The organism is Archangium violaceum Cb vi76, from assembly GCF_000733295.1.
Classification (GTDB): Bacteria; Myxococcota; Myxococcia; order Myxococcales; family Myxococcaceae; genus Archangium; species Archangium violaceum.
The window spans coordinates 1-18,385 of record NZ_JPMI01000340.1; the positions used below are offsets into that span (position 1 = coordinate 1).

The 18,385-nt window shown below is 67.4% G+C and carries 13 protein-coding genes; 6 read left to right on the top strand and 7 right to left on the bottom strand.

What is annotated here, in order from left to right; all coding sequences use genetic code 11:
- Positions 1–96: 96 nt before the first annotated feature.
- The 6 genes from tnpA to Q664_RS44300 all read right to left on the bottom strand — a co-directional run bounded on the left by tnpA (position 97) and on the right by Q664_RS44300 (position 7,269).
- Complete coding sequence (tnpA, locus tag Q664_RS44285; RefSeq protein WP_052519458.1) at positions 97–474, bottom strand: IS66 family insertion sequence element accessory protein TnpA; 378 nt, start codon at positions 472–474, stop codon at positions 97–99.
- A 351-nt stretch (positions 475–825) separates the two neighbouring features.
- Positions 826–1,914 carry a hypothetical protein gene (locus Q664_RS58550; protein WP_152622692.1) on the bottom strand — a complete coding sequence of 363 codons (1,089 nt, stop codon included), beginning with the start codon at positions 1,912–1,914 and terminating at the stop codon, positions 826–828.
- A gap of 22 nt (positions 1,915–1,936) precedes the next feature.
- A complete protein-coding gene (locus Q664_RS55765) occupies positions 1,937–3,097 on the bottom strand; it encodes a S8 family serine peptidase (RefSeq protein WP_075207684.1) in 1,161 nt (386 codons plus the stop codon).
- A 572-nt stretch (positions 3,098–3,669) separates the two neighbouring features.
- Positions 3,670–4,272, bottom strand: a complete 603-nt coding sequence (locus tag Q664_RS44290) for an ATP-binding protein (RefSeq protein ID WP_052519459.1) — start codon at positions 4,270–4,272, stop codon at positions 3,670–3,672.
- 127 nt (positions 4,273–4,399) lie between these two features.
- Positions 4,400–5,944 (bottom strand): IS21 family transposase, encoded by a 1,545-nt coding sequence (gene istA / locus Q664_RS44295; protein WP_043411086.1) that lies wholly within the window; start codon positions 5,942–5,944, stop codon positions 4,400–4,402.
- 347 nt (positions 5,945–6,291) lie between these two features.
- Positions 6,292–7,269 carry a HEAT repeat domain-containing protein gene (locus Q664_RS44300; RefSeq protein WP_043411088.1) on the bottom strand — a complete coding sequence of 326 codons (978 nt, stop codon included), beginning with the start codon at positions 7,267–7,269 and terminating at the stop codon, positions 6,292–6,294.
- A gap of 330 nt (positions 7,270–7,599) precedes the next feature.
- On the opposite strand from Q664_RS44300, the gene Q664_RS44305 reads away from it, so the two are divergent.
- The 6 genes from Q664_RS44305 to Q664_RS44330 all read left to right on the top strand — a co-directional run bounded on the left by Q664_RS44305 (position 7,600) and on the right by Q664_RS44330 (position 16,486).
- A complete protein-coding gene (locus Q664_RS44305; RefSeq protein ID WP_052519460.1) occupies positions 7,600–9,162 on the top strand; it encodes a sensor histidine kinase in 1,563 nt (520 codons plus the stop codon).
- Between the two features lie 43 nt (positions 9,163–9,205).
- Positions 9,206–10,342 (top strand): AAA family ATPase, encoded by a 1,137-nt coding sequence (locus tag Q664_RS44310; RefSeq protein WP_043411092.1) that lies wholly within the window; start codon positions 9,206–9,208, stop codon positions 10,340–10,342.
- Positions 10,343–10,352: 10 nt separating this feature from the next.
- Complete coding sequence (locus Q664_RS44315) at positions 10,353–12,665, top strand: DUF5682 family protein (RefSeq protein WP_043411187.1); 2,313 nt, start codon at positions 10,353–10,355, stop codon at positions 12,663–12,665.
- On the top strand, positions 12,662–13,786 hold the full coding sequence (locus Q664_RS44320) for a VWA domain-containing protein (protein WP_043411094.1): 1,125 nt from the start codon (positions 12,662–12,664) through the stop codon (positions 13,784–13,786). Before Q664_RS44315 ends, Q664_RS44320 begins: the two co-directional genes overlap by 4 nt.
- The gene (locus Q664_RS44325; RefSeq protein ID WP_043411097.1) at positions 13,783–15,816 is read left to right on the top strand and encodes a hypothetical protein; all 2,034 of its coding nucleotides are present in this window, start codon (positions 13,783–13,785) and stop codon (positions 15,814–15,816) included. Before Q664_RS44320 ends, Q664_RS44325 begins: the two co-directional genes overlap by 4 nt.
- Before the next feature lie 220 nt (positions 15,817–16,036).
- Complete coding sequence (locus Q664_RS44330) at positions 16,037–16,486, top strand: hypothetical protein (protein ID WP_043411099.1); 450 nt, start codon at positions 16,037–16,039, stop codon at positions 16,484–16,486.
- Positions 16,487–16,541: 55 nt separating this feature from the next.
- Here the strand turns inward: Q664_RS44330 and Q664_RS44335 are convergent, their stop codons facing one another.
- Entirely contained in the window at positions 16,542–18,323 is a 1,782-nt protein-coding gene (locus tag Q664_RS44335; protein ID WP_043411101.1) for a thiamine pyrophosphate-requiring protein, read from the bottom strand.
- Positions 18,324–18,385 lie beyond the last annotated feature (62 nt).

An 18,385-nucleotide genomic window follows, 5' to 3' on the forward strand; every position in this document is an offset into this window, starting at 1 on the left:
TCAGTACCTGCCGCGCCAGCGCGGACAGCCCGTCGAAGGACTTGCGCATGTCCACCGGCTGGCTCGCCAGGTGGATTCTCACCGAGGCGGGCAGCGTCAGCATGCTTCCTCCAGCGCCCTCACCAACCGCGCCACCTCCCCCGCATCGAAGCCGGGCTCCACCCGGATTCTCCGCCCTCTGGCCAGCAGCACCTCCATGCTGACGGCGCCCGCTGCCCGCTGTGCTTCTGGCGACGGCGGCGCCGCGACGTGCACCGGCACAAACGCGAGCGCCGGGGCCGCCTCCTCGGCCCGCCGCTTCTTCCACCACCTCAGCCGCTGTGGACCCAGCCCATGGCGGCGGGCGAACTCCGCCACCGACAACCCGCTCGCCTCACAGGCTTCCAGCACTGCCTGCGCCTCGGCCTCCGTCCAGTAGTTGCTTGCCGCGGCCCTCGCCAGCCTGGCGTCCACTCTTTCCGTGTTGCGTCCCATGTCGACTCCTCCTGGAACGCGACGCTGAACGCCTCCTCCCTCACGCGGAAGGTGTGGTCCGCCGAGCGCTTACCCTGAGGACTACGCCTTGGACGCTGCCGCAAGTGCGTAGACGTCTACAGCACCTGCTGCTGCAGCGCATTGGCCACTGCTCACTCTGCCTGCGTCACGTCGACAGTCGCGCCCCACCTCTCGGTCCTTCTCGCATCTGACCAAGTAGTATTAGTTCTTGGTAACGTGTTCCTCTGCCTCTCCAGTCCTCCATTCCGGGCGAAGGCCGCATGGATATGGCCCTCGATCCGGTTTGAATTGACGAAAGTCGAGTCGTCGATCAGTACCAATCCTGGTAACTCATTTGAACAACTGAATGATAGACTTCATGATCGTCGCATCCGCCGCGAGACCAACTCCAAACGAGTTGAAGTCCCAATGCTTCTGAGTCGGAGCCGAAGTGCCTTCAAAAGCATCGCCGACTTGATACTGGCGGCCATCACTGTCTGCCGTCAACCGCTCGATTCGCCGTGGGACCCAGGCCACGGTCACCGCAAGCCCTGTGACGACTTCCACAGAGGCTCCAAGGAACAGTTGATCTCTTGGCGAAGATAGACTGAAGCCCGCCGTTACGCCGATACGGTCTTGGAAACGACGGAGATCCGAAACAAAATAGCGTCCGTATGTCCATTGGTCATTTATTCTTCGCCAAGCCGCTGGATAAACCGTTGCACCGACAAAATAATCCACGGGCGTTGAATCTGTCGCCTCCGTAATCACTCCCTCACTGATACCAAATGACTGTCGACTCTTGCCTGCGAGTGCGACCGCACTGACATTCACCTGATACAAAGGTTCAACAGAGAATTTCAGGCTTGCGTCAACCTTGGCCTCTTTGCACTCAAGCGAAAACGTCACATCTTCGCTCCTGAAGGGGCCAAACGTTCGGGCCAGATAGAAGTCAGGCGCCACGAAGTCCTCTGGAACAGACGCGGCTGAAAAGGCGCTCTTAGCATCAGCATAACTGCCACGCACCATCACCGCATCAAGCCTTTTCCCCTCCACTGCCCCTAGGTTACAGCGGTGAGCCCAGTCGTATGGAGTGTATACCTTGACAATGGCTCTGTAGTTTTGCGGAAGTTCGTCCAGATTGCAGAGTTGAGTACCATCCGCGTGGAGCTTGAGTGTTACAGTCCCTGTGGCATTGTCGCGCGCGCAGTCCGTTTTTTCGATAGGATTTCTATCAACAAAGACACGAAGGGTTTCCGGGCTCAACGCAGAAGAATATGCCACCTCGGGGGGCTGTGAAGATGGTTGCGGCGTGTCAACCCCTGGCTGCGCAGGAGTCAAGGTCTGAGCTACCGCGACCGTAGCACGCAGTGCTATGACCATTGCCGCAAAGTATAGAAGCCTTTTCATGTTCCTACTCATGTTCATGTTCATGTTCATGGCCGCGAATTAATCCTATCCTCTAGTTCTTGACAGGCTGGGATTGAGGAGCAACCACCGCACGTTGCTCCTTCAGGAGAGTGTCTGCCGCCGCAAGTAGGTTGTAGATATCCAAGCTCTTGTATTTCGCCATAGGCTCCGGATGAGGCACGTCATCATCGTCACTCGTTGGCTCTGGAATTTCCCTGGCCGTTGACTTCAAGAGGAATTCCAACTCTTCCGCTGTTGGCCATCGTTGGAGCCGGTCAAAAAAGAATTGTTGAAGCAGGAGAATCGCACCCGCGACGACTGGAACACTGTGACTCGTTCCCGAGGCAATCGATTCGCAATAGGGGTCTCCAAGATCCGCTCCGGCGGATGCGACCTGGACACCTGGCGCGAACAGGTCGGTTCCGCGACCTACGAGATTCGGTGACAATCTTTGGCTGAAGGGAGCGATTTGGTCGACCTTGGCCCGAAAAGCTTTGGCTGGGAAAAAGTCGAATGGCAATGGGCTTATGCTTGAGTCAAACGCTGCGCCGACGGCAATAACACCTGGAGCAATCCCGGGGAACCCCATTCCGGGGCTACGAACCAAGGCGTATTCATTGCCGGCTGGCGTAACCACCAGAATCCCCCTCTTTCGCAGCGCGAGAATTTTATCTATGATTGCCTGATAGCTTTGACCTCCTGCCTCGATTGCAGAGCTGACGGTGGTGTAGTTTTTTCGATCCGAAATTGCAAGTGAAACCACCCGGATTTTTGCTTTTTCGGCATTTTCCAGAACCCAGTCGAGAGCAGCCGTCAGTCGCTGAGGTGTCGTGTTTTTGTTTCTATCGAGGATTTTGACAGGGACGACGTAGGCCCCAGTAGCGATCCCGATGTGAAGACCGTTTCCAACCACGATGCCAGCGACGTTGCTGCCATGCCCTACGGGGTCTGTGACATCTTGAACAAACCCCTCTTCAGACACAAGATTCACTGGGGCACGGATACGTCCTGCGAAGTCAAAATGAGCAAGATTGAGACCTGAATCCAGGATCGCGACGGCGGTTCCCGCTCCATTGACCTTGAACGCATTTCGGGCCTCCACGACTCGAGTGGACGGCGCTATCTGCTTGGGCTCGTCAATGGATGCGGCGGAAAGCGGGGCACGCTTTATTTGAACCAAATGCTGCTGCGGAGAAAGCCCAAGCACAGCCATACCCCGCGTTTGCGTGACGTCATCTCCCGTAGGAAGACCCAGTCGGGGGGGCTGGCCATCCGCATCGGCTTTGACCGGAGTGATGGCTGGAATGGTGTTGGACTGCGCAGTTGCCCACGTTGGGTAGATTAAGAAACTAGCGAGCGTAAAACTCAACACCAGGGGCCGAGCTTTCCTCTCTATGTCTCGATTGTAAGCGGTCATGGTTGATTGATTCGAGAGGGGGAGGGATGAGGTTTTGCAGAGGGGTTGGTTCATCATTTTGCTCGGCGAGCGAAATCGTTGAATTCTGGACACCAGGGTAGCCCGCCACTCGCTTGGAGTTCAAGAGGGCGTACGTCGTGCGCCCTTCGGTTGCGCGCTGCTCGCCTCCCGCGCCCTCATAAGAGGGAGATGGTGTTGGAGGCGCCGGAGAAGGGAGGGACGCTGAGCCACATTGCGTATTCCGGCCATCGTGATCACCCAGATCGGTCGATCGTGATCACCTGGATCGGTCATCGTGATCGGAGCGAAGCGACGCTGACCGGGGACCTACTTCTCCGCAGATTCCTCCTTCCTGCGGGAGGGGCCCTTTAGCACGACCCGATGGGAGTTATGTAGCAGTACCTGTCCTCGAGAATCTCCAGCATGTCCCTGCGCTCCTGCTCCTTGAGCGGCGCCAGCCCCCAGTCGTCGATGACCAGCACGTCCACCTTGGCCAGACGCGCCAGCACGCGCGCGTACGAGCCGTCCGCGTGCGCCAGCGTCAGCTCATCGAAGAGCCGGGGCGCCCTGCGGTAGAGCGCCTTGTAACCCTTGCGGCACGCGGTCTGCGCCAGCGCGCATGCCAGGTACGTCTTGCCGGTGCCCGTGGCGCCCGTAATCACCACGTTCTGGTGCTCGGCCACCCAGCGGCACGAGCCCAGCTGGCGCACCAGACTCTTGTCCAGCTCGCGCTTGGGTGCGTAGTCGATGTCCTCCAGGCTCGCGCTGCTCAGCCGCAGCTTCGCCTCGCGCAGGCAGCGCGCCGTGCGCGCGTTCTCCCGGTGCAGCCACTCGGCATCCACCAGCATCCCCAGCCGCTCGTCGAAGGACAGCTTCGCCAGCTCGGTGTCCTTCTGCTGCCGCTCCCACTCGGAGGCCAGGGCGGAGAGCTTCAGGGAGTGCAGTTTCTGCATCGTCGGTTCGTTCAGCATGTGCTTCTCCTCGGGTGTACGGCACCTGATCGGGTGCCGCGGTGTTGGAGAGCCTCGTCGTCGCGCGCCGGCGCACGCAGTGCGACGGCGCGCCCCTCACGCACGAGGCTCGCGGGTGGCGTGAGGGTCAGTGGTAGTAGTCGCCGCCACGCACGTTCTCGTGCGTCTGCGCGACGGGCTCCGGCTGCACTTCGTCCGTTGGCGGGGCGAGCCGGTCCAGGCCGTTCTGGAGGATGGAATCGACATGCCGGAAGGAGCGGGCGCTCACGGCCAGGGCTCGCGCACAAGCAGCCTCCAGCCGCTCGTTGCCGTAGCGCCTGGCCAGCCGGAGTATCCCCAGGCACGAGCGGTAACCCAGCTCCGGGTGGGGACGTTCAGACAGGATGCTCTCCACCAGCTTCCGGGTGTTGGGGCCGATGGTGCCGGCCCAGTGCACCAGCCGTGAGGGCGTCCACTCCAGGTGCTTCTGGTGCGCCTTGGGCATGTGCTCGGGCTGCGTGGTGTGCCGGCCGCGCTCGTCGCTGCGCACGTGGCTCGCCACTCGCTCACCGCGCTGGTACAGCTCCACCGTGGTGGCCGTCACCCGCGCCTCCAGCACCTGCTGCACCAGCGCGTACGGTACCGAGTAGAAGTGGTGGTGCACCTGCACGTGGTAGTCGATGTTGACTCGCACCTGCTTCCACTCGCCGTAGGTGAAGGCCTCGACCGGCAGCGGCCGCAGCGCCGGCTTGTCCAGACGCTCGAAGAGCTCGCGCCTGCTCGCGTCGTACAGCCTCATCTTCCGGTTATTGATGTCCTCCAGCAGCTCGCCAATGCGCTCGTTGAGCGCCTCCAGCGAGAAGAAGGTGTGGTGGCGCAGCCGCGCCAGCAGCCAGCGCTGCACCACCAGCACGCCCACCTCTACCTTCGCCTTGTCCCGGGGCGAGCGCGGGCGCGCTGGCAACACCACCGTGCCGCAGTGCCGCGCGAATTCCTCGTACGTGCGCTGTACTCCCGGCTCGTAGCGGCACGCGCGCGTCACCCCGCTCTTGAGCTGGTCGGGTACCAGCGCGCCCGGCACGCCACCGAGGTACACGAAGCAGCGCTGGTGGCTGGCGATGAAGTCCGGCCCACGCTGCGTGCGTGTGGCCTCCGCGTACGTGTAGTTGGAGGCCCCCAGCACCGCCACGAACAGCTCCACCTCCACTCGCTCGCCCGTTGTCGCGTCCACCAGGTGCGGCTTGTTTCCCGAGTAGTCGACGAAGAGCTTCTCTCCCGCCCGGTGCTCCTGCCTCATGGTGAGCCGGTGTCTGGCCAGCCACTGCCGGTAGTACTCGCAGAACTGCGTGTAGCGGTACCCGTCCGGATGCTTCTCCAGGTACTCCAGGTGCAACAGTTCCAGCGTGACGCCGGGCTTCTTTCTCTCCGTGTGGATGTACACCGGGTCGGGCAGCGGCCGCTGGGCCGCGGGCTTCGGCGCGGCGCCATAGAGCCGCTCCTCCAACTCCTCCTCCCTCATCTGCTCCACCTGCTCCCAGCTCAGCTTCGCCGCCGTGGCGCGCGCCAGCACGCTCCCCACCGCCCCCGCGCTGATTCCCAGGCTGCTGGCCACCTCCCGGTGGCTCCTCTTCTGCACCCACTTCTGCCGTAGCACTTCTCGTATGTGACGCATGGACAGTCGCTCCGTGGCCATCGGCCCTCCTCCCGGAGGGCCGTCGACGATTGCGCCGTCCAGCGTGCTCGCTCGGCTCGCCCGCCCTCCCGCGTCCGGTTGCTACCAGCCGACGGGCCCCGTAGGGCGAACCACCTGACCTCCAGCGTAGTCCTCGGGCCCCTTGGCCCGCTGATCACGATGGCCGATCCCGGTGATCACGATGCGCCGATCTCGCTGATCACGATGGGCCGACGCGCGCACTCTCGCGTTCGCAGCCCACCCTGCTTATCGCCTTCAGCCAACTCGCGACCGTCGCCGAGCACGACCCACATCCGCCCTCAAGCAGCCGCAGCACGTCGTCCGCCGGACGGATACACATCACCACATCAAGCATGGGGGAGCTTGCGCAGGATCTCTACGGCCTCCTCGTACACCCTGCCAAGCACCTCGTCCTGGGGCTTGTGTTCCTCCAGCAGGTCGGCGTCCTCCCGCCGTCCCACGTACTCGAGGAGGTTCGCGGCCTTGATGATGCGAACAGCCTCCGGGGCCGCAATCATTCTTCGAGCCACCTCGCGCAATATGGAGCGAGCATTGGATGGGAGTGTGGGAAAAAGGCGCTCGCGGTGCAGGAGCAGGAGGGTGAACAGGCGATCACAGAAGCGCCTCTCCTGCCCTTTCTTCCTGGATGCCATTTCAATCATCGACCCGGCCAGGAAAATGAATGACGGAAGCACAGGAGCCAGTTCATCTGGCACTTCCTCATCCAACACGGTCAGGACTTTGGTCTTCTGCTCGACGGGCACCGATCCATCTTCAATCCACACCCGCAGCTCTTGCGGAGAACTCTCCAGCAAGCGAAGGAGGGCCCGCAGGCCCTCGGACACGGGTGGGGAGAGCCGCTCCAGTGCCCCGCGAACAGGAGGAATCAACTCTGGATGCCGCTTGCGCCAGAGTGCGTAGACCACGTCATCCACATCGGAGCCCTCTGGCATGCCAGCACCCAACCGGTTCAGCCTGCGTATGAGGGTTGCCCTCAAGCTGGCACTCTTGAGCTGACTGAGTGCCTGGGTAATGACCTGCACGACGGACGAGGCATCGGGGTCTCCTCGCGATTCCTCCAGAAGGAGTTGTTGTTCCAAGCGCCTGGCGCTCGTAGGACCACCCAGCTCCCCCAAGGCAAAGACCGCTGCCTGGCGCACCTTCTCATCGGGAGACTGGAGCATCTGCTCCAGAACGCCGTGGACTCTTCCAGGCTGCGCCTCGCGCAATGTCATCACCAGGGCTCGTGCCCTTTCCTGCTCTCCCCAGCGGAAGGCATCAACCAGCTCTGACTGCCATTGTGTCAGATCGATTTCCCGTGCCATGTGGCGCTCCAGAATCCAGGCGATGGGTATTGAACTCCGGGAGGCACATACCGCCGTGGAGGCTATCGCGATGGTGCGTGCCCTCGAAGCGCTGTGGCCCTCCTGAGAGGAGCCACCCTCCAGCGTCTTGCGGCCAACAGGACGCGCAGGTCTCGCGATCATCTCCCCGCTGCCCTGCTATACGGCCAGCGCCGCCAGCGCCATCCCCCCAATGCCCCCGGGATTCCCCGGTGGCGGGCGCTGCGACATGGTGCAGATGGCTCGCCCCTCTTCTCCAGCACTGGCGCTTCCCAGGTGCCCTTCCGCGTCCCCTCCTCGCCAGGGGCGGCGATGAGCCACTCCACCAAGGCCCCCTGGGAGGATGAGGGTCAGCTCGTCCACCTGCTCGCCAGCCATACCGTCGAGGCGTTCTTCATGATGGACGCCCAGGGGCGCCTCACCTACGTCAACCCCGCCGCCGAGCGGATGTTCGGCTGGAGCCGGCAGGAGATGCTCGGACAGGTCCTCCACGACCTCGTCCATCACCACCACCCCGATGGCAGTCCCTTTCCCATGGACACCTGCCCCCTCGGGCTGGTGATGCGCGAGGGACGGCCCGTCCAGGGCCACGAGGACTTCTTCATCCACCGCGACGGCTTGTTCATCCCCGTCTACTGCTCCAACGCGCCCATCCTCGCCGAGGGGCGCATCATGGGCGCGGCGCTGGTGGTGCATGACATCTCCGCACGCAATCGCACCGAGGAGGACCGGGCCGAGCAGGTGCGGCAGTTCCAGCTCCTGGCCGACACCCTTCCCCACCTCGCCTGGATGTCCCGGCCCGATGGCACCTGTGAGTACGTCAACCAGCCCTGGTGCATGTACACCGGCCTCTCGATGGAGGAGTCCCTCGGGGGCGGTTGGACGCGCGCGATACACCCGGAGGACCTGCCGCGCATCCTGGCGCACTGGCAGCGGACGCGGGACACCCTCAACGGCCACGAGGCCGAACTCCGGCTGCGCCGGGCCAGCGATGGGGCCTGGCGGTGGTTCATCGCCCGAGCCCAGCCCGCGCGCTCCGCGGACGGCACCCTCCTGCGGTGGATCGGCTCCTGTACCGACATCGACGAGCAACGGCGCGCCGGCCAGGAACGTCTGGAGCTGCTGCGGCGCGTGCAGGCGGCCCACGCGGCGGCCGAGGAGGCCAACCGGCTCAAGGATGACTTCCTCGCCACCGTGTCCCACGAGCTGCGCACGCCGCTGACGGCGATGCTCGGCTGGCTTCAAATCCTGCGCACCCGGAGCCTGTCCGAGGAGAAGCGCGCCCGCGCCCTGGAGACGATAGAGCGCAACGCCCGCGTCCAGGCCCAGGTCATCGAGGACCTGCTGGACATCTCGCGCATCATCACCGGCAAGCTCCGCCTCGAGCCCGGGCCCCTGGACATGCGGAACGTGGTGGACGCGGCGCTCGAGTCCACGCGGCCGCTCGCCGATGCCAAGGGCGTGAAGCTGGAGTTGGAGACGGTCTCGGAGCCCCTGCCCATGTGGGGCGACGCCGGACGGCTCCAGCAGGTGGTGTGGAACCTGCTGAGCAACGCCATCAAGTTCACCCCCCAGGGAGGCCTCGTCACCGTCCAGCTGCGCCCACTGGACGGCTCGGTGGAGCTGCGGGTGACGGACACCGGCATGGGCATCTCCCCGGCCTTCCTGCCCCATTTGTTCGAGCGCTTCCGCCAGCAGGACAGCAGCAGCCGCCGGGCCCATGGCGGGCTCGGGCTGGGGCTGGCCATCGTGCACCACCTCGTCGAGCTGCACGGGGGCCAGGTCTCGGCGCACAGCCCGGGCATGGGCCTCGGCGCGAGCTTCGTCCTGCTCCTGCCCCGGCAGCCTCGGTCTCCATCTCCAGGGGTTCTGTAAAGGTGCTGGCGCGTCCCGCCGCACTTGGGTACGAGTGCTCCCGATGGCGACGACCCGGAAGAAGAACACCGCCCCCACCCCGGCCGGCAGCGGTCCGGCGAAGGACGTCCAGCGGCCTCCCGCGGAGACCCTCCACGCGGAGGAGCTCGAGAAGCTGCGCGCCCACGATGACGCGCCGAAGCCTCCGGGCTGGAGCATGTCCCTGCACGCGGTGCGCCGCTTCATCCTCGGAGACGAGTCGCTCGGCGTGCAGCGCAAGTTCGTGGGCAACCCGAGCCTCGTGGACCGGGCCATGGTGACGCTGGCCACCAACCGCGGACTGATGCTCGTGGGCGAGCCCGGCACGGCCAAGAGCCTCCTGTCCGAGCTGCTCGCCGCCGCCATCTCCGGCACCTCCACGCTGACCATCCAGGGCGGCGCGTCCGTCACGGAGGATCAGATCAAATACTCGTGGAACTATGCGCTCCTCGTGTCCGAGGGCCCCACGCCTCGCGCGCTCGTGCCCGCCCCGCTCTACACGGGCATGAAGGAGGGCAAGGTGGTGCGCTTCGAGGAGATCACCCGCTGTCCCCTCGAGGTGCAGGACTCGCTGCTCTCCATGCTGTCGGACCGGGTGCTCGCGGTGCCGGAGCTGCGGGACGAGGACGCCATGGTGTTCGCGCGGGACGGCTTCAACGTCATCGCCACCGCGAACACGCGCGACCGGGGCGTCAACGAGATGAGCGCGGCGCTCAAGCGGCGCTTCAACTTCGAGACGGTGTTCCCCATCGGCGACTTCAACACCGAGCTGTCCCTGGTGCGCAACGAGACGAAGCGGCTGCTGGAGCGCTCGGGCGTACCGGTGACGCCCTCGGAGGACTTGCTGGAGGTGCTCGTCACCACGTTCCGCGAGCTGCGGGCCGGCGAGACGAGCGACGGCCAGGCGATGGAGCGGCTGACGGCGGTGCTCTCCACGGCGGAGGCCGTGTCGGTGGCCCACGCGGTGGGCGTACGCGGTTACTACCTGCGTGGGGATGGAGGCTCGGCGGCGGACCTGGTGGAGACGTTGGCTGGCACCGCGGCGAAGGACAGCCCCGAGGACCTCAAGCGTCTGCGCGCGTACCTGGAGCAGCGGGTGGCGCGCCGCAATGGACCCCAATGGCGCGCCCTGTACGAGGCCCGCCACCTCCTGCCGGGCTGACACCGTGGGCATGCAGGGGACTCCGGGCCTCCATGTCGTCGGCGTGCGCCACCACAGCCCGGCGTGTGCCCGTGTCGTGGCGCACACGCTGCGGAAGGTGAAGCCCCGCCACGTGCTCATCGAGGGCCCGGCGGACATGAACGCCCGCCTGGACGAGCTGCTCCTGCCGCACGAGCTGCCGCTGGCCGTCTTCAGCAGCTACCGCGACGAGGAGCGGACCCATGCCTCGTGGACGCCCTTCTGCGCCTACTCGCCCGAATGGGTGGCCCTGACGGAGGGGATGGCGGCCGGAGCGCAGGTGCGCTTCATGGACCTGCCCGCCTGGGACAAGTCCTTCCACGGCGTGCGCAACCGCTACTCGGACGGCGAGCGCCGCACCGCCCGGCTCATCGAGACGCTCTGCCGCAAGCTGGGCCTGGAGGGGATGGATGCCCTCTGGGATCACCTCTTCGAGCAGCCGTGCGAGCTGGACACCCTGGCGGAGCGGCTGCGCGTCTACTTCGACTCATTCCGCGCAGAGGAGGAGGCCACCGGGAGCGACCACCGGCGCGAGGCCTTCATGTTGGCACACGTGGAGGCCGCGCTGGCCCTGGGAGATGGCCCCGTGGTGGTGGTGTGCGGTGGCTTCCACGCGCCCGTGCTCGCGCGGGCCACGGGCAAACCGGGCGCCCCCTTCCCCGAGACGCCGAGTCACCCGTCCGCGCGCAGCTACCTCGTGCCGTACAGCTTCCGCCGCCTGGACTCCTTCACCGGCTACGAGTCCGGCATGCCCTCCCCCGCCTTCTACCAGGCGGTATGGGAGCTCGGCCCCGAGAAGGCTCCGGAGCACATGCTCCGCGCCGCCGTCACGCGGTTGCGCGGCCGGGGACAGCACATCTCCTCGGCGGATCTCATCGCCGCCTCCGTCATGGCCGAGGGGCTCGGACGTCTGCGCGCCCATACGGCCCTGACGCGCTCGGACCTGCTCGACGGAATGGCCGCCGCCCTGGTGAAGGACGCGCTCGACGTGGCGCTACCGTGGACGATGCGCGGTGTCCTCTCCCCGGACACGGATCCGCTCCTCGCCGAGGTGTTGCGCGCCTTCTCGGGCGACCGCACGGGCCGGCTCAGCGACTCCACCCCGAGGCCCCCGCTGCTGGCAGACGTGGAGCGCGTCCTGACCGCACACGATCTCCGGCCGCGGGAACGTGCCCGGAAGGTGGGCGTGGAGTTGCGCGAGCCCGCGCACCTGGAGCGCAGCCGCGCGCTGCACCGGCTGCGGGTGCTCGGCATCCCCGGCTTCACCCGGGACGCGGGCCCCACCTTCCCCACCGAGCCCGTGCTCCAGGAGTCCTGGACGGTGGCCCCCACGGAGGACTTCATCTCCTGGGTCATCGAGGCCTCGGGCTGGGGCCCCTCGCTGGAGGTGGCGGCCACCGGACGGCTCGAGGAAGCGCTCACCACTGCGGGGCCGGACCTGGGCAGGCTCGCCCTGCTGCTCGCCGAGAGCCTCTTCATCGGCGCGAAGGGCCTGGCGCAACGTGTGCTCGAGTCCGTGGCCGCGCAGGCCCTGCACGAGCCGGCTCTCACCCGACTGGGCCTGGCCCTGGAGCGGCTCCTCTCCGTCTGGCGATACGACGTACTGCTCGGCGCCCAGGGCTCGGCCGAGGTGGGCACCGTCATCGCGGCGGCCTTCGATCGGGGACTGTGGTTGCTCGAGCAGCTCGACGGGCCCGCGCTTCCCGCGGACGAGGGACACCTCCGCGCCGTGGCCGCGCTGCGCGACACGCTCCGCTTCGCGGGCCGGGCGCTCTCGCTCGACGAGACGCACGCCGCCGCCGTGTTCGAGCGCCGTCTGGCCGATCTCCGCGCCCCACCCGCCGTGCGAGGCGCCGCGCTCGGAGCGCTCTGGTCCCTGTCCCGCTTCTCCGACGAGGCCAGCGCCGAGGCCGCCGCCATCCGCGCGACCCGGGCCGCGGCACGTCCCGCCATCCTGGGTGACTTCCTGGCCGGCCTGTTCCGGCTCGCCCGGGAGCAGGTGGTGCGCGCGCCACCCGTCACCGCGGTGCTGGACGAGGTGCTCCGCGAGCTGCCCCAGGAGGACTTCCTCGTCGCCGTCCCGGCCCTGCGCCTGGCCTTCGGTTTCTTCCCGCCCCGGGAGAAGGAGGACATCGCCCGGTCGATCCTCACGCTGCACGGCAAGGATCCCGCGGGGGCGCGGAACCTGCTCCGCCTCAAGGTGGATCCGGCGCTCGTCGCCGCGGGCACCGCGCTGGACGAGGAGGTGGAGCAGGTGCTGGCCCGCTACGGGCTGCTGCGGCCCCACGAGGGAGGTGCGCGATGACGATGGATCCCCTGGCGCGCTGGCGTCTCGTGCTCGGTGAAGCGGCGGAGGGAGCGCTCGGCAACAGCCTGGACGCCCGGGGCCGCGGCATGGACGCGGCGCTCGAGTGGCTGTACGGGCGCGAGGGAGACCTCGCGGACCGTGATGTCCGGGGACGACAGGGAGGAACGGGCCCGTCCTCGCTCTCCGTCCCGGATTGGATCAACGAGGTCCACAGCCTCTTCCCCAAGGAGACCATCGAGCGCCTCGAGCGCGATGCCGTCGAGCGCTACAAGATCGACGAGGTGGTGACGCGCGCCGACGTGCTCTCGCGCGTGGAGCCCAACGAGACGCTGCTGCGCGCCGTGCTGCGCACCAAGCACCTCATGAATCCCGAGGTGCTCGCGGTGGCCCGCCGCATCGTCGAGAAGGTGGTGCGCGACCTCATGGAGAAGCTGAGCAAGGAGGTGCGCCAGACGTTCTCGGGCGTGCTCGACCGGCGCCGCCGCTCGCCGCTGAAGGTGGCGCGCAACTTCGACTTCCGGCGCACGCTGCGCGAGAACCTGGACCGCTACTCCCCCACCGAGCGCAAGATCGCCATCGAGCACGCCTCGTTCTTCTCGCGCACCCGGAAGCACACCGAGCGCTGGCAGGTCATCCTCCTGGTGGATCAATCCGGCAGCATGACGTCGTCCGTCATCCACTCGGCCGTCACCGCGGCCTGTCTGTGGGGGCTGCCCGGTATCCAGACGCACCTGGTGGCCTTCGACACCACCGTGGTGGATCTCACCCGCGAGGTGACCGACCCCGTGGAGCTGCTGATGAAGGTGCAGCTCGGAGGCGGCACGGACATCCAGAAGGCCGTGGCCTACGGCGCGGGGCTCATCGAGTCCCCCCGGCGGAGCATCGTCGTCCTCATCACGGACTTCTACGAGGGCGGCGGCCCCGAGCTGCTCGTGCGCCGCGTGAAGGAGCTGTGCGCCCAGGGGACGAAGGTGCTGGGGCTCGCGGCGCTCGAGCCGGACGCGACCCCCAACTACGACCGGGACCTGGCCCGGCGGCTGGTGGACGTGGGCGCCCACGTGGGAGCGATGACGCCCGGCCAGCTCGCGGCGTGGATCGCCGAGAAGGTGCGCGCATGAGCCGTGCGGATCTCCTCGCCCTCACCCCGCAGGCCATCGCGAGCGTGTCCAACCTGGGCCTGGTGAAGCGCGCCCAGAAGGAGATCGAGCAGGGCAAGGCTCCCCGGCTGGAGGAGCTGGCCGACGGCACGGTGGTGGGCACCTTCGAGGATGGCAACACGGCCCGGCTGCTTCCGGGCAAGAGCCTGAAGGACAGCCCCTGCTCGTGCGATTCCACCACCGTGTGCCGGCACCGCGTGGCCGTGGCACTCGCCTACCCGGCGTTCGCCAGCGCCTCGAGCACGGCGCCCGCCCCGGAGAAGGCCGAGGAGGCCGCACCGGAGCCGCCCTGGTCCCCGGGCTCGGTGGAGGACAAGGCGCTGGAGGAGATGATCCCCCGCCGCTCCTTGGAGCGCGCCGAGTCCCTCCGCCAGCGCGGTTACCTCGCCCAGGTGCGCCGGGGGACGTTCGTGGGCGAGGACATCCCCACCGTGTCGCTCGCCACGTGCACGGTGCGCTTCCTCGTGCCCCGGAACCTGGGTTACGCGCGCTGCGACTGCGCGGTGGGCACGGGCTGCGAGCACCTGCCGCTCGCCATCTGGGCCTTCCGCGCCGCCGACGCCAGGGATCCCACGAGCCGTGAGCTCTCCGTCGAGGTGGCGCGCGAGCACGTCGCCTCGCACGAGGGCGGGCCGGCGATGGACGCGGCGAGCGACCTGGCCAGCTTCCTCCTGTTGGAGGGGGCCCAACACGCCAGCACCGGGCTCGCGGGGCGCTTCGCGGTGGCGCGCTCGAGCCTCGCGGACGTGAAGATGGCCTGGCCGCTCGCGGCGCTGGATGAGCTCGAGGATCTGCTCGAGGCCTATGTGGCCCGAGGGGCCCGCTACACCCCGGCGAAACTCTCGGCCACGCTGGCGGAGCTGTTCGCCCGGCTGCGTGCCGCCCGCACCTCGGGCGCCGTCCCGCCCCGCGCGGTGCTGGGCATGGACGAGGCCCCCGAGACGAAGCTCGACTACGTCCGGCTGGTGTCGCTCGGGGCGCGGCTGTTCGCCGATGGCCGGGAACGCCGCGCGGAGCTGGTGCTCGCGGATCCGGCCAGCGCGAGCCTCCTCGTGGTGCGCCGGGCCTTCACCTACGCGGAGGATCAGACTCCCGAGGACGGCGCCGAGCTCGGACGCCGCCAGGGCGCTCCCGGTGCGACCCTCGAGGCCCTCTCGCGGGGCCAGGTGGTGACCTCGGGCGCCACGCGCCTGCCGGATCGCCTCGTGGTGTTCTCCACGCGCGGGCTGCAGCGCACCTCGGTGACGCCCCAGTCCGGGGACTGGAGCCTGCTGCCGGCACCACTGCTCGTGAAGGACGTCTCCGCGCTGGAGGCCTCCCTGCGGGCCCGGCCTCCGCGTTTCCTGCGGCCACGGCAGCTCGCCGAGAACGTGCACGCCTTCGAGGTCTCCCGCGTGGTGGACGTGGCCTACTCACCGGGCGCCCAGTTGGTGCGCGCGGAGCTGGAGGACGCGGGCGGACACGGCTTCCTCGTGGAGCTGTCCCACCGCCGCGTGGCGCCCGGGGCACTGGACGCGCTCGCCGAGGGGCTGGGGGGGAAACGCGGGGCGCTTCGCTACCTCTCGGGTGAGGTGCGGAGGACGGCCCGGGGGCTCGTCGTCGAGCCGCTCGCGCTGTCCTGCGAGGGCACGGGGGTGGTGGTGCTCGACATGCAACCCGCCGCCGCGACGGGGCCGCTGCGCACCGCCGAGGACAGGCCGCCCCTGGAGCCCCTCCCGGCGGCCCTGGCCGAGCTGGAAGGCTGTCTCGCGGACGCGGTGCACCAGGGTCTGCGCCACGTCGTCCCCGCCTGGGGCACCCGGCTCTCCGCGGTGGCCTCGCGAGTCCAGGAGCTCGGGATGAAGCGCCTGGCGGAGGAGCTGGGAGCGCTCTCCAAGAAGCTGGACGCGGCCCGTGTCTCCGGCCTCCCCGGGGACGAGGCGGCGCTCGCGGCCGCCTGGGCCGATGCCGCCCTCCGCGTCACCGTGGGGCTTGAGCAGCTCGGGGCGTAGGCCCGCTCCACGACCGTCAAGATTCAAACAATCTGTTGAAATTGGAAAGTTTCATTTGCAAACCTCAATTATCGAGGTACCGTGTATCCCACGAAAGCACCGGCAAACCCACATGGGCCGTGCACGTGGGAGCCGTCGGCATTCGGGAGGGTAACCACGGGCAGATCTCTCTTCATGTCGTTACATGGCTCAACCTGTTGCATCCCACGGAGGTGTTCCGATGAACGACGAGCACAAGCCGGAGTCCACATACGGGGATGAGTGGTTCGCGCTCGAGGATGGGCTCACGGGCTCGCGCCGGAACGTGCTGGGGGCCACCTACGTCCCCCTCCGCGCCTCCGTGCCATCCGTTGCCCCCGCCAGGAAGGAAGCGGCACGACGCGCGGTCCTGGCGCGGCCCCCGGAACAGTCGGAGCTGCTGCTGGAGGCCCGGCGGCTCTTCGATGCCATGGGCGTGCACCTGCCCCAGCGCATCAACGCCGAGGAGCTGGGTGATGCGTTGGAGATGCTCCAACGGATGGTGAGGGCGGGACAGCCGAAGTGGAGGATCCAGATGAGGATCCTCTCCACCCTCTTCTGGGTCAGCGCCCACACGGCGCAGGACGGCGTCCACGCGCTCATCGGGACGGAGACGGTGAGCACCGGCAACAACGGGCAGGGCCACGAGTAGCACCCGAGCCCCGGGCGGGGCCTTATGGCCCTGCCCGTCTTCGAGTGCCTGGTCCCTACTTGTGGGGCTTGAGCTGCTCGACCAGGCCCTTGATGGACTGCTTGAGGATGCCGCCCGTGTTCACGTCCCCCTTCATCATGGACTGGGCGAAGTGCTTCGCCTGCTCGAGGGTGATGTGCGGCGGCAGTGGCGGCACGTCCGGATCGGTGTACGCCTCGAGCACCACCGGCCGGTCCGAGCCCAGCGCCTGATCCCACGCGCGGGCGAGCTGCTCCGGCTTGTCCACGCGGATGCCGCGCAGGCCGATGGACTCGGCGTACCGGGCATAGGGGAAGTCGGGTAGATCCTGCGTGGCCGGCAGCTTCGGGTCCCCCGCGAGCACGCGCTGCTCCCACGTCACCTGGTTGAGATCGCGGTTGTTGAGCACCAGCACGATGAAGCGCGGGTCCTTCCACTCCTTCCAGTATTTGGCCACGGTGATGAGCTCGGCGTTGCCGTTCATCTGCATGGCGCCGTCGCCCACCAGGGCGATGACGGGCCGGTCCGGGTAGGCGAACTTGGCGCCAATGGCATACGGCACGCCGCAGCCCATGGTGGCCAGGTTGCCCGACAGGGACGCCATCATCCCCCTGCGAATCTTCAGGTCGCGCGCGAACCAGTTGGCCGCCGAGCCCGAGTCCGCCGAGAGGATGACGCCCTCCGGCAGCTTCGGCGACAGCTCCCAGAAGACGCGCTGCGGGTTGATGGGGTTGGCGTCCTTCATCGCCATTCCCTCCGACGCCTTCCACCACTGGCGGATGCTCTTCTCGAGGCCATCGCGCCAGCTCCGGTCCTCCTTGCGCTCGAGCAGCGGAATGAGGGCGCGCAGCGTCTCCTGGGAGTCCCCTGTGAGAGGCACCTCCATGGGGTAGCGGATGGCGAGCATCCGGCCGTCGAGATCGATCTGCACCCCGCGCGCCTGGCCCTCGGGCGGGAGGAACTCCGAGTAGGGGAAGCTGGTGCCCACCATGAGCAGGGTGTCGCACTCCATCATCATGTCCCAGCTGGGCCGGGTGCCCAGCAGGCCGATGGCGCCGGTGACGAAGGGCAGCGAGTCCGGCAGCACCGCCTTGCCCAGCAGCGCCTTGGCCACGCCGGCGCCCAGCAGGTCCGCCACCTCGATGAGCTCATCCGCCGCGCGCAGGGCGCCCGCGCCCACCAGCATCGCCACCTTCTTGCCGGCGTTGAGCACCTCGGCGGCGCGCTTGAGGTCCTTCTCCTGGGGAACCACGCGCGGCTCGCAGTAACCCACGCTGGAGTGGATGGAGCCGTGCACGCGAGGAGGCGGCTGGTAGGGCTCCTCCTGGATGTCGTTGGGGATGATGACGCACGTGACCGTGCGCTCGGCGCGGGCGATGCGCAGGGCCCGGTCCACCGCATGGCGCACCGCCGAGGGGTGCGTCACCATGGTGATGTACTCGGACGCCACGTCCTTGAAGAGCACCGGCAGGTCCACCTCCTGCTGGTAGTGGCCACCCAGCCCCATGCTCTTCTGCTGGCCCACGATGGCCACCACGGGCTGGTGATCCAGCTTCGCGTCATAGAGGCCGTTGAGCAGATGGATGGCCCCTGGGCCCGAGGTGGCCAGACACACGCCGGGCTCGCCGGTGAACTTGGCATGGGCGCACGCCATGAAGGCCGCCATCTCCTCGTGGCGCGTCTGGATGAACTGGAACTCGGAGTTGCGGCCCAGCGCTCCGAGGATGCCGTTGATGCCATCCCCCGGATACCCGTAGATGCGGCGGACGCCCCACTGTGAGAGGCGATAGAGCAGGTAATCGCTGACGGTGGCGCTCATCTGGGTTCCCATCCTCCATGCGGTGAAGCCGCACCGGGCAACTTGGGGTCCTGCCGGCATCG